The 17,007-nt window shown below is 40.2% G+C and carries 16 protein-coding genes, 1 tRNA gene and 1 pseudogene; 3 read left to right on the plus strand and 15 right to left on the minus strand.

What is annotated here, in order from left to right; genetic code table 11:
• Window positions 1–184: 184 nt before the first annotated feature.
• From KQP79_RS17880 to KQP79_RS17905, 6 genes are all read right to left on the minus strand, one after another.
• Window positions 185–2,431: a hypothetical protein gene (locus tag KQP79_RS17880; protein WP_022199088.1), complete on the minus strand. Its 2,247-nt coding sequence runs from the start codon at window positions 2,429–2,431 to the stop codon at window positions 185–187.
• A 220-nt stretch (window positions 2,432–2,651) separates the two neighbouring features.
• Window positions 2,652–2,771, minus strand: a tRNA-OTHER gene (locus KQP79_RS17885).
• Window positions 2,772–2,969: 198 nt separating this feature from the next.
• Complete coding sequence (gene rsgA / locus KQP79_RS17890) at window positions 2,970–4,058, minus strand: ribosome small subunit-dependent GTPase A (RefSeq protein ID WP_004297109.1); 1,089 nt, start codon at window positions 4,056–4,058, stop codon at window positions 2,970–2,972.
• A 217-nt stretch (window positions 4,059–4,275) separates the two neighbouring features.
• The gene (locus KQP79_RS17895) at window positions 4,276–4,977 is read right to left on the minus strand and encodes an SIMPL domain-containing protein (RefSeq protein ID WP_004304099.1); all 702 of its coding nucleotides are present in this window, start codon (window positions 4,975–4,977) and stop codon (window positions 4,276–4,278) included.
• Between the two features lie 85 nt (window positions 4,978–5,062).
• Entirely contained in the window at window positions 5,063–5,665 is a 603-nt protein-coding gene (locus KQP79_RS17900) for a DUF1062 domain-containing protein (protein ID WP_004304101.1), read from the minus strand.
• Window positions 5,666–5,773: 108 nt separating this feature from the next.
• Complete coding sequence (locus tag KQP79_RS17905; RefSeq protein ID WP_061447613.1) at window positions 5,774–6,613, minus strand: RteC domain-containing protein; 840 nt, start codon at window positions 6,611–6,613, stop codon at window positions 5,774–5,776.
• Between the two features lie 393 nt (window positions 6,614–7,006).
• Between KQP79_RS17905 and KQP79_RS17910 the strand changes: the two genes are divergently transcribed.
• Window positions 7,007–7,282: a putative quinol monooxygenase gene (locus tag KQP79_RS17910; RefSeq protein ID WP_004297114.1), complete on the plus strand. Its 276-nt coding sequence runs from the start codon at window positions 7,007–7,009 to the stop codon at window positions 7,280–7,282.
• A gap of 67 nt (window positions 7,283–7,349) precedes the next feature.
• On the opposite strand, the gene KQP79_RS17915 is transcribed toward KQP79_RS17910, so the two are convergent.
• The 3 genes and pseudogenes from KQP79_RS17915 to KQP79_RS17925 form a co-directional block, all read right to left on the minus strand.
• Entirely contained in the window at window positions 7,350–7,766 is a 417-nt protein-coding gene (locus KQP79_RS17915; protein ID WP_008774619.1) for a pyridoxamine 5'-phosphate oxidase family protein, read from the minus strand.
• Window positions 7,767–7,847: 81 nt separating this feature from the next.
• The gene (locus KQP79_RS17920) at window positions 7,848–8,672 is read right to left on the minus strand and encodes a helix-turn-helix domain-containing protein (RefSeq protein ID WP_022199209.1); all 825 of its coding nucleotides are present in this window, start codon (window positions 8,670–8,672) and stop codon (window positions 7,848–7,850) included.
• 37 nt (window positions 8,673–8,709) lie between these two features.
• Window positions 8,710–8,880, minus strand: a pseudogene (locus KQP79_RS17925) (ammonia-forming cytochrome c nitrite reductase subunit c552); the annotation flags it as partial.
• A 310-nt stretch (window positions 8,881–9,190) separates the two neighbouring features.
• Between KQP79_RS17925 and KQP79_RS17930 the strand changes: the two are divergent.
• Entirely contained in the window at window positions 9,191–9,787 is a 597-nt protein-coding gene (locus KQP79_RS17930) for a 3'-5' exonuclease (protein ID WP_004304106.1), read from the plus strand.
• 74 nt (window positions 9,788–9,861) lie between these two features.
• Here the strand turns inward: KQP79_RS17930 and uxuA are convergent, their stop codons facing one another.
• The 5 genes from uxuA to KQP79_RS17955 form a co-directional block, all read right to left on the minus strand.
• Entirely contained in the window at window positions 9,862–11,031 is a 1,170-nt protein-coding gene (gene uxuA, locus KQP79_RS17935) for a mannonate dehydratase (protein ID WP_004304108.1), read from the minus strand.
• A gap of 63 nt (window positions 11,032–11,094) precedes the next feature.
• Complete coding sequence (locus KQP79_RS17940; RefSeq protein ID WP_004304110.1) at window positions 11,095–11,907, minus strand: SDR family oxidoreductase; 813 nt, start codon at window positions 11,905–11,907, stop codon at window positions 11,095–11,097.
• A 21-nt stretch (window positions 11,908–11,928) separates the two neighbouring features.
• A complete protein-coding gene (locus KQP79_RS17945) occupies window positions 11,929–13,002 on the minus strand; it encodes a substrate-binding domain-containing protein (RefSeq protein WP_004297122.1) in 1,074 nt (357 codons plus the stop codon).
• A gap of 390 nt (window positions 13,003–13,392) precedes the next feature.
• Window positions 13,393–13,680, minus strand: a complete 288-nt coding sequence (locus KQP79_RS17950) for a YtxH domain-containing protein (RefSeq protein WP_004297124.1) — start codon at window positions 13,678–13,680, stop codon at window positions 13,393–13,395.
• Between the two features lie 44 nt (window positions 13,681–13,724).
• A complete protein-coding gene (locus KQP79_RS17955; RefSeq protein WP_004297125.1) occupies window positions 13,725–13,970 on the minus strand; it encodes a GlsB/YeaQ/YmgE family stress response membrane protein in 246 nt (81 codons plus the stop codon).
• A 207-nt stretch (window positions 13,971–14,177) separates the two neighbouring features.
• On the opposite strand from KQP79_RS17955, the gene KQP79_RS17960 reads away from it, so the two are divergent.
• Complete coding sequence (locus KQP79_RS17960) at window positions 14,178–15,383, plus strand: MFS transporter (RefSeq protein ID WP_004297126.1); 1,206 nt, start codon at window positions 14,178–14,180, stop codon at window positions 15,381–15,383.
• Window positions 15,384–15,515: 132 nt separating this feature from the next.
• Here the strand turns inward: KQP79_RS17960 and KQP79_RS17965 are convergent, their stop codons facing one another.
• On the minus strand, window positions 15,516–16,997 hold the full coding sequence (locus tag KQP79_RS17965) for a RagB/SusD family nutrient uptake outer membrane protein (RefSeq protein WP_004311214.1): 1,482 nt from the start codon (window positions 16,995–16,997) through the stop codon (window positions 15,516–15,518).
• Window positions 16,998–17,007: the final 10 nt, after the last annotated feature.

Genomic DNA, 17,007 nt, shown 5'->3' on the forward strand with positions numbered 1-17,007 from the left:
TGAATCTGAAAAGACTAAAAGCGGGATGGGATGAAAAATATTTGTCACAACTTTTACAGGAAAATAATTTTTAATGCGTCTGCCCTGCAGCTGTCAGACGATTAATCTATCGCATACAAAGGTATAACTTTATGCGATACGACCTTTAAATCTTAGGAGGAAAAAGACAATTCCTCCCAAGAATTTAATCACCCAACAGTAATTTAGTCACAGCGGCAGTATTCAATGCCCATTCACGAGTATATATCTCGTCCGCTTCCGGAATATCAACTAACTTCAATCCCTGTGCCTGTGCTTTGACAGCTAACAGTTCACCAACAGTTGTTTTCGCTTCCAGCTTATCCAGATACTTTTCAATGGTCTGTGTATCCAAAGAAAGAATCGTCTGTCCACCAAAAGGTATTTCCAGCCAAACGATTTCCCGTTCTTTCACTTTCAGAACTCCGAAAACAAGCCCTTTCTGCAAACTTTGGGAAATACGTACCTGATGTTGTACGCAAGAAGGATCGTAAGCTACTCCTGTTCTTTCCGATATCTTCATTGGATAGGCAGAGTTCATCCAACCTACCACCAGATTAGGAGAGATAGTCCCGTTGCTATATGCATTGCAAGTGAAAGCGACATATTCCGCACCTACACGGTTCAGTTCATTCAAATCCAGCTCGATATATTCAGCAGTACCTTTCTTATTAGGAATACTTCGGATATCCCCGCTATGTTTAGCGCCAATAGCTTGCAAGTTGAAGAAGGAACAAACTTCTGTTGTGGAAGGCAAAGTGATATGACAACTCAAGTCCATGTCAAGATGCTGTGCCGGAAGCCCTTTTCCCCACTGCATAAACAATCGCACTTTATCCCCCTCTACCGGGAAACGCGTTCCCTGCAAAGCACAGGAAGTATCCTGAATTGTTTCGCTACGATCGCCGATAGCCAACGGAATATGGAACAACATAGGGTCAATATACATACTTTTGTTTTCACTTTCGACAGTTGCACTGGCGAAACGGGCAGCTACGACTTCCTTACACAAATCCTGTACATCCTTCACCATCGCTTTTAGCTGATCCTCCATATACAGACCCACCAAATAATGTGGTTCTATCAAAAGAGCATTCCCCCCTAAAGGTTTCACCATTCTCTTATGTCCCGGTTCAAAGTAGCTCTCCGCATACATACCCAAAGTAACTACCAAACGTGCCGGCAACAAATGAACCACTTCTTTAAATGCAGCCAACGTCTCTTCCGCTCCGAACCAAAGCATATTCGCAAATAAAGAACGTGCAAACATACCCGGTCGCTGCTTTAACAAAGCAAATGTCTGTTCCGCATCCGCCTTCAAACGGTTGCGCTCCACTTCTCCCTGCCAAACGGTATATGCCTCGCGGTAGAATATATCCATCAATTCCTTCAAATTTCCGAATTCCGGCTTACGGGCATATTCCGCCAGACGCAACGCACGTATCATACGTACCCACATCTCTCTTTTCGGATGCATGATTTCGCAAGCCTTCTCCGGAGCCATTGTCAGGTTGTTCAACCAAAGAGCTACCATTTTACATTCACGACGCGTATATTTCAACTTCAACTCCTCACGCTTCGCTTGAGCTGCCGAACGACTTTTATCCAAAACTCCACATATATGTGTGTTGTTTCTACCTGTTTTACGGATAATAGTCTTAGGCTCTATGATTTGCAGGAATCCGGTTTTCTTATACCACAGATAACGCAATATATCATTCGGAGTAGAGAAATAGATTTGCGCTTCCTGCGCTCTATCCTGTTCCACCAATGTATCTATCACCAACATCAATGTCTCCTTCATTTTGATTTCGACTGCCGGTAACGGAAGTTCGCCAAGCATTATTTTCAAGCTATCCGCTTGTGTGGCATCAAGAGCTGTACGCGATTCAAGCAAGTCACAGAAAAAAGCATTCAGCTCCTTGTCCTGCCAAAGTTCCAGCACTTTCAATTTACTTCCCTGTCCGAAGTATTCCGTAGTAGCCGTTTGGAACGGAGTTCCGCAGAACGGGCAACCGTTGTATCGTTCCATAGGAAATGTATTATCAGGGATCACGTGTCCGCAAGGTAGTTTAAGGCCTTTCTGGCTATTAAACAGGTTAGCGATCCATGTAACCAGATGATCCAAGCGCGTTTCTCCGGTAGGTACATCCCACCCTTTCACCAATGGAGACCAGTTTAGCGTCACGCCCAATGCTTCTTTCATCACCTGAAGAATCATCATCTGTTGAGCCGGATATAACTGATTAATGGCATGCAGCAGTTCTTCGGACAAGCTATATCCTACTTTACGGAGTTGGGCTACCAATGCAATGGTAGTCGAAGTCAACTCTTCCTGCTTTTTCTCTTCTTCTATCAAAGGCAAATAGATTGCATTCTGCCTGATAGACACTTTCAACAAATCTTTATTCATAACTTTGTTTTTTTAAGTAAGGTAATCGGAAGACNGAAGACTGTGAATCAATGGAGCATTCCTGCGGTTTTGAAGTAAGTCTTCCTTGACCTTAGTTGATAAAAAGAGGTAGAACAGGCCGGATTCGAACCAGCGTTATCCACCGTTAAGAAGTAAGCCCCGGTTGACCTCATTTCAGATAATCCCGAAGCTGCTGTCCTACCTCTATATTTATTTTTTGTGGAGCAGGCCGGAGTCGAACCGACGACCGTCACAGGATAGAAGTAAATCTTAATTGACCTTTTTCATCAGGATAATCTCAAGATTATGTATGATGCTCTACCCACTGAGCTACTGCCCCTTTACGAAACAGGAAAACTGATAATCGTATGAGTCAATATCTTAACAGGATGTATGGAAGTAACCCGTACTTGACCTGTTTTCTTGTTTCTTCGACAAAGATAGATGCAGTGGTGCGCAGCCTTTTTGCGCAACTAAAACTTTTTTGCTCTTTTAAAGAAAAAAATAAATTCCAATACCTGCATCGTTTAAATAGAAATCAGCGATTTGCCTTACGATTCTTTACTTCTTCTACAAGTTTTGTAAAGGACTTCTCCTTTTTACGTTTCTCATGTTCGGAAGCTGAAAAGTGCCACGCTTCCCGGCGAAGTTTCAGATAGCTTGCATAAACTTTATAATCTAACACACCGCTATTGACTGCTTCTAAAACAGCACAACCCGGTTCGTTAATATGCTTGCAATCTTTGAAACGGCACGATTCTGCATAGTCAGAGATTTCAAGTACTTCGGCCAGTGAATCTGGATTGTCGATAACCAAGCCAAATTCACGCACACCCGGAGTATCGATTAAAACACCCGAATCATTCATCAATACCATTTCCCGACGGGTTGATGTATGCCGGCCTTTTCCTGTGGACAGGCTTATATCGGAGGTAAGCAACACAGATTTTTCACAGAGTGCATTTACCAGAGAACTTTTCCCGACACCCGAAGAACCGACAAACACAACAGTTTCTCCCTCTGATATGGATTCCCGCAACCGGAGAATCGTTTGGGGTTGATGAATGCTCGTAAAAAATACGGGTATCTGATTGGAGATATGATTTATTTGTTCTTCAACACTCTGCCTGTCAAAATCTAAATCGGATTTATTAAGCACCAATACAGGCTTGATGTTTTCTTCTAATACCTGAACCATAAAACGTTCTACTCTGCGGACATTGAAATTATCGTCAAGACTCTGCACAATAAATGCTTTATCGACGTAAGAAGCAATGGCCTGCTTATCGGCAACTGTACCACTTTTCTTGCGATACAATGTCCGCTCACGAGGTAGCATATAGACAATAATCCCTTTATTCTCATCAAATGGTTGAAAAAGCACCCAATCACCCGTACAGGGTAATTCAGCATCAGATTTCCCATACATCATGTTTCCCGTGAGTTCACACTGAAACAATCCGTTTTCGGAAACGACCTCGTAGCAGGTACGATGTACTATGGATATACGTCCATGAGGAAGAGTGCTGTAGAGTGATTCTTGTTTTAGTTGGCTTAGTTTATCATTCCAGCCATACCAGTTTAAATTAAAGTCGAATTTGTGAATTGTTTGATTTTCGTTATTCATGATCTTAATGTATACAGCGTACACGTTACAAAGCACCACGATACTTTTAGCACCCTTGTACGCAAGTTAAAAATTGAAATTATAAAGACATAAAGAGTACTCCCGGAAGGAATCATCCGAGAGCAAACGAAAGGACAATCTGTATCAGAAACACAGATTGTTTACTAAACCAAATCCGATTTATTATTTCTTGTCATGCGACAAAGATAGACTATTTTTATTTAATGGCAAAACGAGCCGTCATTTCATACCGTAGCTTGATAACCCGGTACTGCTCGGTAGCTGCCGCACCCATGCTTACATTGCTCTGCGCTTCGAAAGGAAGATAACGGCTTATGTTATTATCGGCAGGTTCGATGATACGAATCACTTCACCCAACTGCTGCCCCATCGCTTCCACCAGATAAGATGCTTTCTCACGGGCAGCCTTCAGTGCTTCAATCTTACCTTGTTTCCGATACATTGGCAAATCCTTATGTTTGAGTTCTCCGATGCGCATGGACTCAATTCCCCACGTATTGACTGAACGAATAATAGAGTTAATCTGCTCAAAATCCGTAAGCCGGATATCCAATTGCTTACCTATCAGAAACTCCTTTCCTCTCTGACGCCAATAATCTCCTATTTCCTGTGTGCGGATAGCATCATCCGTTATTCCTATTTTGCGCAAACTTTTACGCAAATCTTTCTCTATCATTGCCAATGGCACTTTCGTATGAAAATCTTCTTCTTTTTTTGATTTACCGGTGTATTCTTCTTGCCAATACTCCTTAATCTGAACCAGAAAATGAATCTCATCCGGAACGACTTCTATTTCAGAAGAACCGGTCACTTCAACGTATCGTCCATCACTTTCCTGTGCATTCACAACGATACTCCAAGTAAACAAAACAAAAGCTAATAAACATACCTTTTTCATATCTTCAATCTTAATAGTACAACCTCTTTTACAGAATGCGAATTATCATTTCACAAAGCTATTAAAAAAAACTGTAAAACCGATTTTATCCCAAGAAATCAATCAGGCTTTTTCGATCCATCAAAATAGTATCGCCATTCTTTACCTTACACTTGGAAGATGTTTTGCCGGAAAGTAAAGAAATATACCCTTTTTCAAACAGCAGCTTCAAGCGGGTACTGGAAAGAGGCAGACATCTTTTTATCAATGAGGATAATTTAAGGCTCAAGTCGAAATCACACTTGACTTGGATACTTATGATCTCACTACTCATATTCAGGATGTCTTCTAAAGAGACGGTATTTATCACCTCATATTCAACACTGTCATAATCTAATTGAAGATTATTCCTACTTGCCACTCCGGCAGAAAAGGCATATTGCCAGGCAACTTCCCTGTCATTCATAGAAAAGCTGTGAAAGAGCTTTTTATCAATCAAGTCGGGTTTAGTTCGTGACAACAGAGTCATATTACAAGTGTTATCACATTTCACACATCTATAAATCAGCCAGACATCAATGTTTTTCTTCTGTGCATTCATCCTGAACTTATCACTGCAATAAAAGCGGTCACTATCACAGTGACTGCATTTCTTAATTAATAAGGGGCAATTCTTCACCCTTATCTCCCATGTAAATGTTGTTTCCATAACTATACAAAAGCGATTATCTTTCTTTGTGAATCAATTATATTTCTCCGCAAAGTTGGATAATAGCCATTTGTATAATTCACAAGATGTCACAAGACGCCCTGAAATTTATCTGTCAAGCTCATCCATCATCTTTATAATCTGTTCTTTCAACTTATCCAGAAATTGGGTTCTGCTTTTCTTTCTATTCCTGATTTCCAAGAATATACGATAAAAATCACCTATCTCGATATTAAACAGTGTTTCGCAACAAAAAGCAATGTCTTTCAAACTCGTATTTCCATTACTAAAGCATTTACCTGCATACAAGGCGTAGATAAACTCAACCAAAGCAACTTTACTGTCCGTCCATTGCAACAGTTTACTGTCTACAATGGAAGTGAATTTAAGATGAAGTTTCTCTGTCAGCTGCTCTATTTCCTCCGACACATATTCTATCAAGCGATTATTCGCCAGAATTTCTGCAACACTCGAATCATGCAAGGTGGTAAAAGAAATATCTCTATCCAGTAGATGACAATGTATATCAGAAAGAATATCATAATTCTCCCGAATAAAATAGCGGTTATCAAGCTCTGTTCGACCGGCACGGTAATATTCATAAAAGTCATTATTCAAAAATGATTTTTGCAGGTTCTCCAATTCAATCTTCAGATATCTGCATTGGGATGACAGAGATTTGTCGATACGATTCTTTTCAATCTGATACAAACGGACATAAAACATCAACAGACCGGAAATCTGCGGTTTCGATACTTTAAAGAAAAGAATCTCTTCTTCAGCACTTCGAAACTGATATCCGGCAACAGCTGTTTTCAGCGAGGTCAGTGAAACCTGTACGACACCAATGATCTGCCTGATTCTATCCAAAGGATCAACCGTCTGAAGCTCAATCCTTTTTATTTCTTCTTCTATGTTCAGCTTACTATTTCTTACGAAATTTTCCATTCATTCTCAACGCACCCACCACTCCCATCTGATTAGCATAAACCGGACTAAAAGCCTGAATACCTTAATTGCATCAGTTTTGAAAAACGATGCAGTGAATAATAAAAATGATAAAATGAAAAACCTGTTCAAGTATAGAACTACTCAAACGAAAGAAATTAGCCTGTGGTTTATGAGGCTAATATTAAGCTATAACAAATTTAAGAATTGTGCCCAAAATCATTGCTTTTAGAATTCAGATGCAAATATAATTGTTTTTTTAGGATGACATGAAGTTTATATGAAATTTTGAAATAAACTCACCAGAAGTATAGAAAAATAGTATCTTTGCCTCCGACTTTTCACAGATACTGTGAGAAAGCAATTCTTTTAATTATATAAATAAAAAAGACTATGATCAGATTAAATGTTTTTGTTCGTGTAAACGAATCCAACCGCGAAGAAGCGATAAAAGCGGCAAAAGAACTGACTGCCTGTTCTTTAAAAGAAGAAGGATGCATTGCTTATGATACTTTCGAAAGCAGCACGCGTCCTGACGTTTTCATGATTTGCGAAACTTGGCAGAATGCCGAAGTATTGGCAGCACACGAAAAATCTCCTCATTTCGCTCAATATGTAGGTATCATTCAGAAATTGGCTGAAATGAAATTGGAAAAATTTGAATTCTAAATGAATTACGAGGCTGTTCGAGAACAGCCTCATTAAATCCGCTATTCCTCTATCTTTCCGAGTAGAATTAGTCGAGTTTCTTATGGATAAATATTCCTTCAATCCAATAAGTTGCATGATTCGATTCAAATTTCAACAAGACATAACCGGGATCAGTGGGGCCACCGGGAAAATGATTGATAAACCAGTCCTGCCAAAGTTCCTGCTTCATCTTTTCGTCAGTCACAACTTCCACTTTCCCCGTTAACGCCACGCTGTCTCCTTTATCCTGAAAGCATAATCCTGCTTTCGGATTCGATAAGAAATCAATTGTTTTTAGTGAATCTGCTCCGGTAGACATCCAGATAGTGGAAATTCCTTCTGTCAGGATTTTGCTCATCGGTACAGGGCGGGGATAACCTTCTTTATTCACAGAAGCAAGGGTAACTACTTCACATCTCTGCAACAATTCTGTTGCTTTCTCTTTCATTGTTTTTGTGGTCATAAGCTGATTGGTTTTTATTAATCTTGCAAAGGTAACGGCATATCTTCCCATTCTATTGTAAAAAAGCGACTTTTACCTAATCTATCTTTGTGGTTCGATATAAGTAAGTGTGGTTTCTTCCGGAACGGTTAGGGAAAGAAAAGACGCAGGAGTATTGCCGGACATCGACTTAATCTCTTTTGAAAAATGCGCTAAATCATAGTATCCTGCATCAACTGCCGTAGTCAACAGATTGGCTGATGTTGTGGTTCTCAACAATTCCACAGCATTCTTAAATTTAACAATACGGCTGTATTCTTTAGGAGTAAATCCGGTATAATGCTTGAACTTTCTCTCAAAATGACGCTGACACAAACAGACATCATCCATCAAGCTGCGAACTGAACGTTTTCCTTTGGAATGATTAATCATGCTCACTGCCATAGCGACATGAGAATCGGCAGGCTGATAATGACGCGCCAAATATGCCAGCAAATATTCTTCCACTACTCGTATTCGATCTGTGACATGCTTCTGCTCACCTAATTTTTCAATAAAAGTGTCATCAAAAACAGCCTTCATCTCATTAGTACTGACTCTGCTATTCACAAACTCGTGTAGAGGCAGGTTTGTAAAGCAAGACAAACCACAAGGTAAAAAACGAACGCCAAACATGTGAATCGATTCTGTATAAGTGACGAGTTCCGAATATTTTGTCATAGGTCCTACAAAATAGGAACGATAGGGTTGCATAATCAGACTCCCTTCTTCAACAGCATTAGCCACCTCTCCCAGCGTAAATATAAAATCGGTACAACCATCCGGCAGAATATGGATGCGCATACCATAATCCGGATTGCCCTTAAACTCCCAATAGCTATCAATGTAGGGAACAAGTAAATGAGAAGGCTGATATTCTGTATACATGGATCTATTTTGTACGCAAATATAGCGAAAATAAATTCTAATCAATGATGCGTCCGTTTGCCTTTGCCTTTTGAAGCCATTCAGGGACAATCTCTTCGAGAAATTTATCTTTGCCTACCTTTTCGGCAGCCATATCCAAACCGATATATTGCTGCGCCTTTTCTTTCGTTGTGATATCCGGAAGCGGAACATCACCAGTATATCCGTACGTTCAATTTGAAGGGGTCACTTTCAGCTGGACAAAAGGAATCAATTTAGATTGGATTCAGGGGATCAATTTGATTTGGACAGGAGGGGGCAAATGGTCCCGGATTTTCCATTTTGTCCATGCCTTTGGTTTATGTCGAACAAAAATAGTGTAAATTCTTTAAAAGAAGAGTTTTTTATTGGAAATGTTTCCCCAAAGTCCATTTTAATTCAATTTTTAGTAAAAGGTTTCTATTTGCCAATCCTGTTACTATATTTTCTCCAACCTCATTTTTTATGCTATATTTGTATCCGAAAAAATAATAGAAACGATGATAAACTTTGCAGCTATCGACTTTGAAACAGCCAACGGCAAACGTACCAGCGTATGCAGTGTTGGGGTTGTCATCGTAAGGGAAGGAAAAATAACGAATAAAATCTATCGTCTGATCCGTCCCCGCCCCAATTATTATACGCAATGGACCACAGCTGTTCATGGCTTAACTTACGACGACACGATGGAAGCCGACGAATTTCCGGAAGTATGGGCGGAAATCAAACCATTGATAGACGGTCTGCCACTTGTAGCGCACAACAGTCCTTTTGATGAAGGTTGTCTCCGGGCGGTTCACGAATTATATGACATGACTTATCCTGATTATAAGTTTTATTGTACTTGCCGTACTTCGAGGAAAGTCTTTGGAAAAGATTTGCCCAATCATCAGTTGCATACGGTAGCAGAACGATGCGGATATCATTTAGAGAATCACCACCACGCACTGGCAGATGCAGAGGCTTGCGCACAAATAGCTTTACTTATTATTCCCGAACCGAAAAAAGCAAGAAAAACAAAGAAAGCTGATAAAGATATACATGTTGGAGATTTATTCGCTTCACTTATTCCTCAACCAGTGAAAAAGAGCAAATGAAAAACACTACAACTATTATTTCAATCAATAATAGCCGTAGTGTTTGATAATAAAGTGCTAACTATGTACTTCGATTAGAGGATAGATTTTGCAATACCCATTTCCAAGCCGCGAAGTTCAGCCAAGCCGCGAAGACGGCCCAGGCAAGAATATCCCGGATTCGTTTTCTTTTTCAAGTCATCAATCATTTGATGTCCGTGGTCGGGACGCATAGCGATAGAGCATTTACGACGCTGTTGTAGAAGAATAAGGCTCTTCATTACGTTGTACATGTCTACATTTCCTTCCAAGTGATTAGCTTCGTAGAAGTTTCCTTCCTCGTCACGTTGTGTACTGCGCAAGTGTACGAAGTTCACACGGTCGCCAAAACGTTCCATCATACCTGCAAGATCATTGTCGGCACGCACACCAAAAGAGCCTGTACACAAGCAGAGGCCATTAGATTCGTTAGGTACGGCTTCAATCAATTTCTTGAAATCCTCTTCCGTACTCAAAATACGAGGCAAACCTAAGATGGTATAAGGAGGATCATCCGGATGAATCACCAGTTTCACTCCTACTTCATCGGCAACAGGAGCAATTTCTTTTAAGAAAAAAATCAGGTTGGAACGAAGCTTCTCTGCATCAATATCGTCATAACGATCTAATGCTTGCTGAAATTGTTCTACCGTGAAACTTTCTTCCGAACCCGGAAGTCCGGCAATCATATTACGAACCAACAATTTCTTGTCGTCTTCGCTCATCTGCTCAAAACGAGCTTTCGCTTTAGCTATTTCTTCCGGAGTATAGTCTTTTTCAGCATTCGGACGTTTCAAGATGAAAAGATCGAAAGCTACAAAAGCTGCTTTTTCAAAGCGGAGTGCTTTAGAGCCGTCCGGCATTGTATAGGCAAGATCTGTGCGGGTCCAGTCCAATACAGGCATGAAGTTATAAGTAACTACCATCACGCCACACTTCGCCAGATTACGGATACTTTCCTTATAGTTTTCGATGTATTTCATAAAGTCGCCCGTCTGTGTTTTGATATGCTCGTGTACAGGTACACTTTCTACCACAGACCATGTCAGACCCACTTCTTCAATCATTTGCTTACGCTTCATGATCTCTTCTACTGTCCACACTTCACCATTTGGAATGTGATGAAGAGCATTTACTATACCAGTAGCGCCTGCCTGCTTAATATCCCACAAGCTAACCGGGTCATTAGGACCATACCAGCGCCAAGTTTGTTCACATAAATACATATTATTCTTTCCTGATTACAAGTTACTAATTATGATTAAAAACAGAATGATATCATCCCAATATTAGATAGAGAATGCATCAAATCCACCGTCGATAACAGCTACTGTACCTGTTACGAAGTTAGAAGCATCGCTAATCAAATAATGGATTGTTCCATAAAGGTCTTCCGGTTCACCGAAACGGTTGAATGGAGTATGAGCAAGAATGGTCTTTGAACGGTCAGTCAGAGAACCATCCGGATTAGTCAATAACGCACGGTTCTGATCGGTCAGGAAAAATCCCGGAGCGATGGCATTTACACGCAGACCGTTACCGAATTTCAAAGCCAGTTCACCAGCCATATATTTAGTAAAGTTAGCAATAGCTGCTTTAGCTGCACCATAACCCACGACACGAGTCAATGGACGAAGAGCTGATTCAGAGCAAAAGTTTACAATAGAACCTTTCTTCTGTTCCACCATAATTTCAGCAAATACCATCGTAGGCAATACTGTACCGAAAAGGTTCAAATCCACTACTTTCTTGAATGCGTCAATCTGTAAATCGAAAAAAGTTTTATCAGGAGCAATAGTTGCACCTGCCATGTTACCTCCGGCAGCGTTCAACAATACATCAATACGGCCATAAGCCTTCATGATTTCCACTTTGTTGCCTTCCAACACTTCTTTATCCATCACATCCGTGTAAAGGAACATGGCTTCATTTCCTTCGGCTTTGATACTGTCTACCAATGCTTTTCCTGCTTCTTCACTTCTGTCGAGCACAACTACTTTTGCACCTTCCTTTGCGAGATACGCAGCAATACCTTTACCTAAAATACCAGCTCCACCGGTGATAACAACTACTTTGCCTTTTACGTTAAATAATTCATTCATGGTTCTTACAAATTTATATGTTTATAATTTATTGTTCAGATAATATTTCAGATTCTCTTTGAGAAGAATATCGATAGGCATCAAATTAACCTTTTCACTGCCCTGTTTGAACAACAGATGATTACACAATGATTTAATACCATCATATCCCTGACGCTCCGGACGCTGCGCAATCAATGCGGTTATCACACCTTCGGAAAGCAACTGTGTATTTCTCCCGATAAGGTCATAACCAACCAGTTTGACAGACTGCATTCCTCTCGCTTTCAGGTAATTCCCTAAAATATAGCAAGTTGAATTAAAAATAACAGCCCCATTTATATTCGGATTAGCTTCAAATATTTCATCCAGCTTCATGAAGTTATACACTGAATCATTTATTTTCAGCTCTACTTCATGCAGATTTCCGTTGAACCCTGTTTCCGTGAGATAATGGCAGAAACCTTCGCGCCTGTTCTTTCCCTGATTAGAGTCATTCTTCCCACTATGAATAATTCGCGCCATCAATATATCGGAAGACGAAGAAAGCCGGTCCATCAACAATCTGGCAGCAATCACTCCGGCATCATAAGACTCCGTTCCGAAATAAGCCAGTTGATGTTGCCCTCCAATGTTGGAGTCAACATACACATAAGGTATTTCATTCCTGTCAAGTTCCTGCGAAAGCCGGATAACAGAATCCGTAAACAAAGTCGCAATCAATACACCATCTACTTTCTCATTCAGCAGATTACGGATGATATCATCAAAAGTCTTGTTATTATATTGATCGAAAAAGAGTTTGGTAATGGTGATGTTATACGATTCCATTTCCGACGCTGCTTTATCTATACCTTCCGAAATAGCTTCCCAATACTCTCCCTGAACAAAAGAAGGAGTAATCGCTAGAAGATGATATTGCTTTTTGGAGGCCGCCAATGAACGTGCCATCAGATTGGGCTGGTAATGTACCATCTCCAGAATCGCCTGTACCTTTTTCCTATTTTCTTCAGATACCCTACCACGATTATGGATTACACGATCTACCGTGCCAACAGAGACACCTGCCATCTTAGCAATGTCTACAATCCGAATATTTGAAAACTCTTTATCCATTTATTGATAAGTATCTTGTTTTTCATCGACAAAAGTAAAATGAATTATTGAATTAAGCAATAGTGTGTGCGCACACACATAACATACAATAAAGAACATATTATTAATAATCAGCTAGTTAACCAGAACAACCAGGAAGTATACATGTTGTTAAACATAAGAAAAAGTAAAGATAGTATAGAGAAAAAAGCATTTATCAGATGAGAAATCAGAGGGAAAATAGCTTTTGATTCTTGAAGGAAGTGAAAATAATGGAGAAGACACACCAATATGTGTTCGTGCACACATCATTCAAATAGTGACTGATAAGGCTAGAAATAAAAGATTAAACGTATATAAAATAAAACAGGTAACCGATTCTATTTAAATCGATTACCCGTTTTGGAGTTCTTATTTCCCCCACTTATCTTTTGCTTTTCCAGCCACTTTATCGGCTTCATCTGCTACTTTATCAGCAATTTCCGCACCGGCTTCTACTGCTTTAAGTCCAAGATCCACTGCTTTTCTTTCAGCATGAGCAGCAGCTATTTCAGCATCACGACCTATGCGATGGATAGCATTATAAATTTCACTTTCTAATTGTTTTGCTTTTGCTGTACGTGAAAGACGATAAGCTACTGCGCCAAGGATTGACCCAATTCCGAGTCCAATCCAGAAATTTCCATGTCTACATTCCATAATCAAGTTCTGTTTTTAGGATTAAAAATAAATTATATAAATATCTATTTAGATTTCGAGAATAAAGAAGCAATCCACAATACAAGGATAGCTCCTACGGTGGAAGTTATCAAACTTCCGATCAGTCCTGAAGCTGCCAGTCCGAAAAGGGCAAACACCCAACCGCCCAGTACACCTCCAAGAATACCAAGTAATAAATTTATAACAAGACCAAAACCTCCGCCGCGCATTATTTTACCTGCGAGGAATCCAGCCACAATACCAATAACGATATACCATATAAAGCCCATATAATCCTCCTTTTTTATTTAACAACAGTAGGTATGAAGAATAGTTCAGTCACTCAAAACTGAATTAACGACAATTTACAATCCTTAGTCTTAGAGCTTTATTCCTATCATATTGAATTAATCACAGCAAATATATATTGAGAAACGGGAAGTTTCCGTACCTTTGCAGCCGATTTTTCAGGAACACTTCAATAGTAAATAGGTATTATGGTACAGAATCAGGAACAACCCGTAGGAAAAATTACATTTTCCATTTTGATTGCATTGAGTCTTTCGCATTGCCTCAACGATCTTTTACAGTCGGTGCTATCAGCATCTTATCCTTTATTTAAAGATGATTTAGGACTTAGTTTCGCGCAAATCGGACTTATCACACTAGTTTATCAACTTTCCGCTTCAGTTTTTCAACCGATTACCGGAATTTTCTTTGATAAGCATCCCGTCGCATGGTCATTGCCTATCGGAATGAGCTTTACACTGATTGGTTTGATAAACTTAGCATTCTCTGATAATCTATACTGGATATTAGCCTCCGTATTCTTAATCGGAATTGGCTCTTCCGTACTGCATCCGGAAGCCTCCCGTATCACGTTCCTTGCCTCCGGCGGAAAACGTGGACTGGCACAATCACTCTTTCAGGTAGGTGGCAACTTCGGAGGTTCATTAGGTCCTTTACTGGTTGCTCTATTGGTGGCTCCTTATGGCAGACAACATCTCATCGTATTTGCATTTGTGGCTTTAGCTGCTATCGGAGTGATGTACCCAATTTGCAAATGGTATAAATCATATCTAAACCGGATGAAAGCACAGACTGTCAGTGTTAGAAAACCTGTTCATCTTCCTTTGCCTATGGATAAGACAGCCCTTTCAATCGCGATATTGCTGATTCTGATTTTCTCCAAATATATCTATATGGCAAGTCTCACGAGTTATTATACTTTCTATTTGATTCATAAATTCAATGTAAGTGTACAAGATTCGCAGCTATATTTATTTATCTTTCTGGTAGCTACTGCTATCGGAACATTAATCGGCGGACCTGTCGGTGACCGTATCGGTCGGAAGTATGTGATTTGGGCTTCTATTTTAGGAGCTGCCCCGTTCAGTTTACTAATGCCACATGCTAATTTGATGTGGACTATTATCCTTAGCTTCTGTGTGGGATTGATGCTTTCTTCCGCTTTTCCCGCCATATTGCTTTATGCACAGGAATTGCTTCCTACCAAGCTCGGATTAATATCAGGGTTATTCTTTGGATTTGCATTCGGGGTGGCTGGTGTAGCATCTGCTGTACTCGGTAATTTAGCGGATAAAACGAGTATTGAATATGTATATAATATCTGTGCTTATATGCCGCTACTAGGATTGGTCACATTCTTTTTACCTAATTTGAAGAAGAAAAAAATAGAATAAGATTAGATTAAATAAAATAGGGTGTGTCACATTTTGCGCTCCCTCTTTTCCAAAGAAAACGACCGGTATGCGTCGTCACGACGTATACCGGTCTACAAGTTAAGGTCAAAGTCAAAAAATTAAGAGAGCTATTTATATGTTAGGGTTAGCGTTAATTTCTTTCTGTGGAATAGCATATAAATAATAGGTGCTATTTACTGTAAACGGTTTACCGTTCGGGAAGTTAAGGAACCAATGTCCCAGAGGATTTCGTTTTTCAAAGCTACCACCCTCCTGCCAGCAATCGACTTCAGTCTTCTGCATCTCATCCGATAAAGCAGCACGTTCTACTGCCTTTTGTGTACGAAGTATATCGGTAATACCAAATCCTTCTCCCCAAAGTTCACGGCGACGTTCCATCAGAATCTCATTGATTACATCTTCCTGTGATTTTCCTGTCACCTCATAATCCCCTACTCCACGGGCATTACGCAATGTATTCAATGGAGCTACAGCCTGTGCCAACGCTACGCCATCACGAACTTTCGCCTCCGCTTCTATCAAATACATTTCAGCAGCACGCATCAAGACCAGATCAGCCGTATCATCTGCACGCATGTGAAATTTCTTATATCCCAAATATCCTTCACGCATCCACTGAAACAAAGGTAAACGAATATCACCTTCGGTAAATGTATCTTTCAGATGGGGATCAGCCATAAAGCTGCTATATGCTCCTACGTATGTTGCATCCAAATAATAGAAATTATAGCTGGCATCCGATTGGGAAGGAATTTGAGGAAATCCCCATATCCATTCTTTATTGGAAATATTATTAAAACCTTCGTACTCGGCTGTAGTTGTCATCAACGTATATCCTGCACGTGCTGCTTCAGCAGCTTTCGCAGCTTCTTCCCACTGTCCTGTCAGCAAGTAAGCACGAGCCAAAAGACCGTTGACTACTGCTACATTTGGTTTGAACTTTTGATTATCACCGCTGCGGACATAGTTTTTCAAATAGTCCTTCGCCAAAGTGAGGTCGTCGAAAATAAGCTGATAAACCTGTGCCACTGTTGATTTTCCTTTCGGTACAGTGGAACTATTGCTAGGTTCGGTATATATAGGAACACACGGAGCATCTTTATCTTTCAAGTAGGTGAATTGATAATGCTGTACCAGGTGCAAATAACAAAAGGCGCGTAATGCCAATGCTTGTCCCTGTGCCTGACGGAGTTCTTCCGAATCCCCCTTGATAGAAATGGCAGTGTTACAATTATCTATCGTTTTATATATCAGATACCAGGCAAACTCTGTTCTACCATTTGAGGATTGCGCTATATCTTTAAACTGATACGAAGAATTGAAACCGTATTTCGGACGGGAAACAACATCACTTGCCATCATGTCGTCCAGACACTGAAGCGCCCGATAACCGATATTGGCATAGGTACTTGAATAATCAAACAGATTATACCAGGCACCATTCACAAGTGCCTCCGCATTTTCGGGTACAGGTACTTTTTCTGAACTTACCGCATCCGTTGGGTCCGTATCCAGAAAACTGCTGCTACAACTCGTTGCCAGGAAAAGTCCGGCAACTGCCGCAAGAATGGATTGAATTTTTATTTTTCTCATAATTTAGTCT

It is taken from the genome of Bacteroides sp. DH3716P, from assembly GCF_025914115.1.
GTDB classification, from domain to species: domain Bacteria; phylum Bacteroidota; class Bacteroidia; order Bacteroidales; family Bacteroidaceae; genus Bacteroides; species Bacteroides ovatus.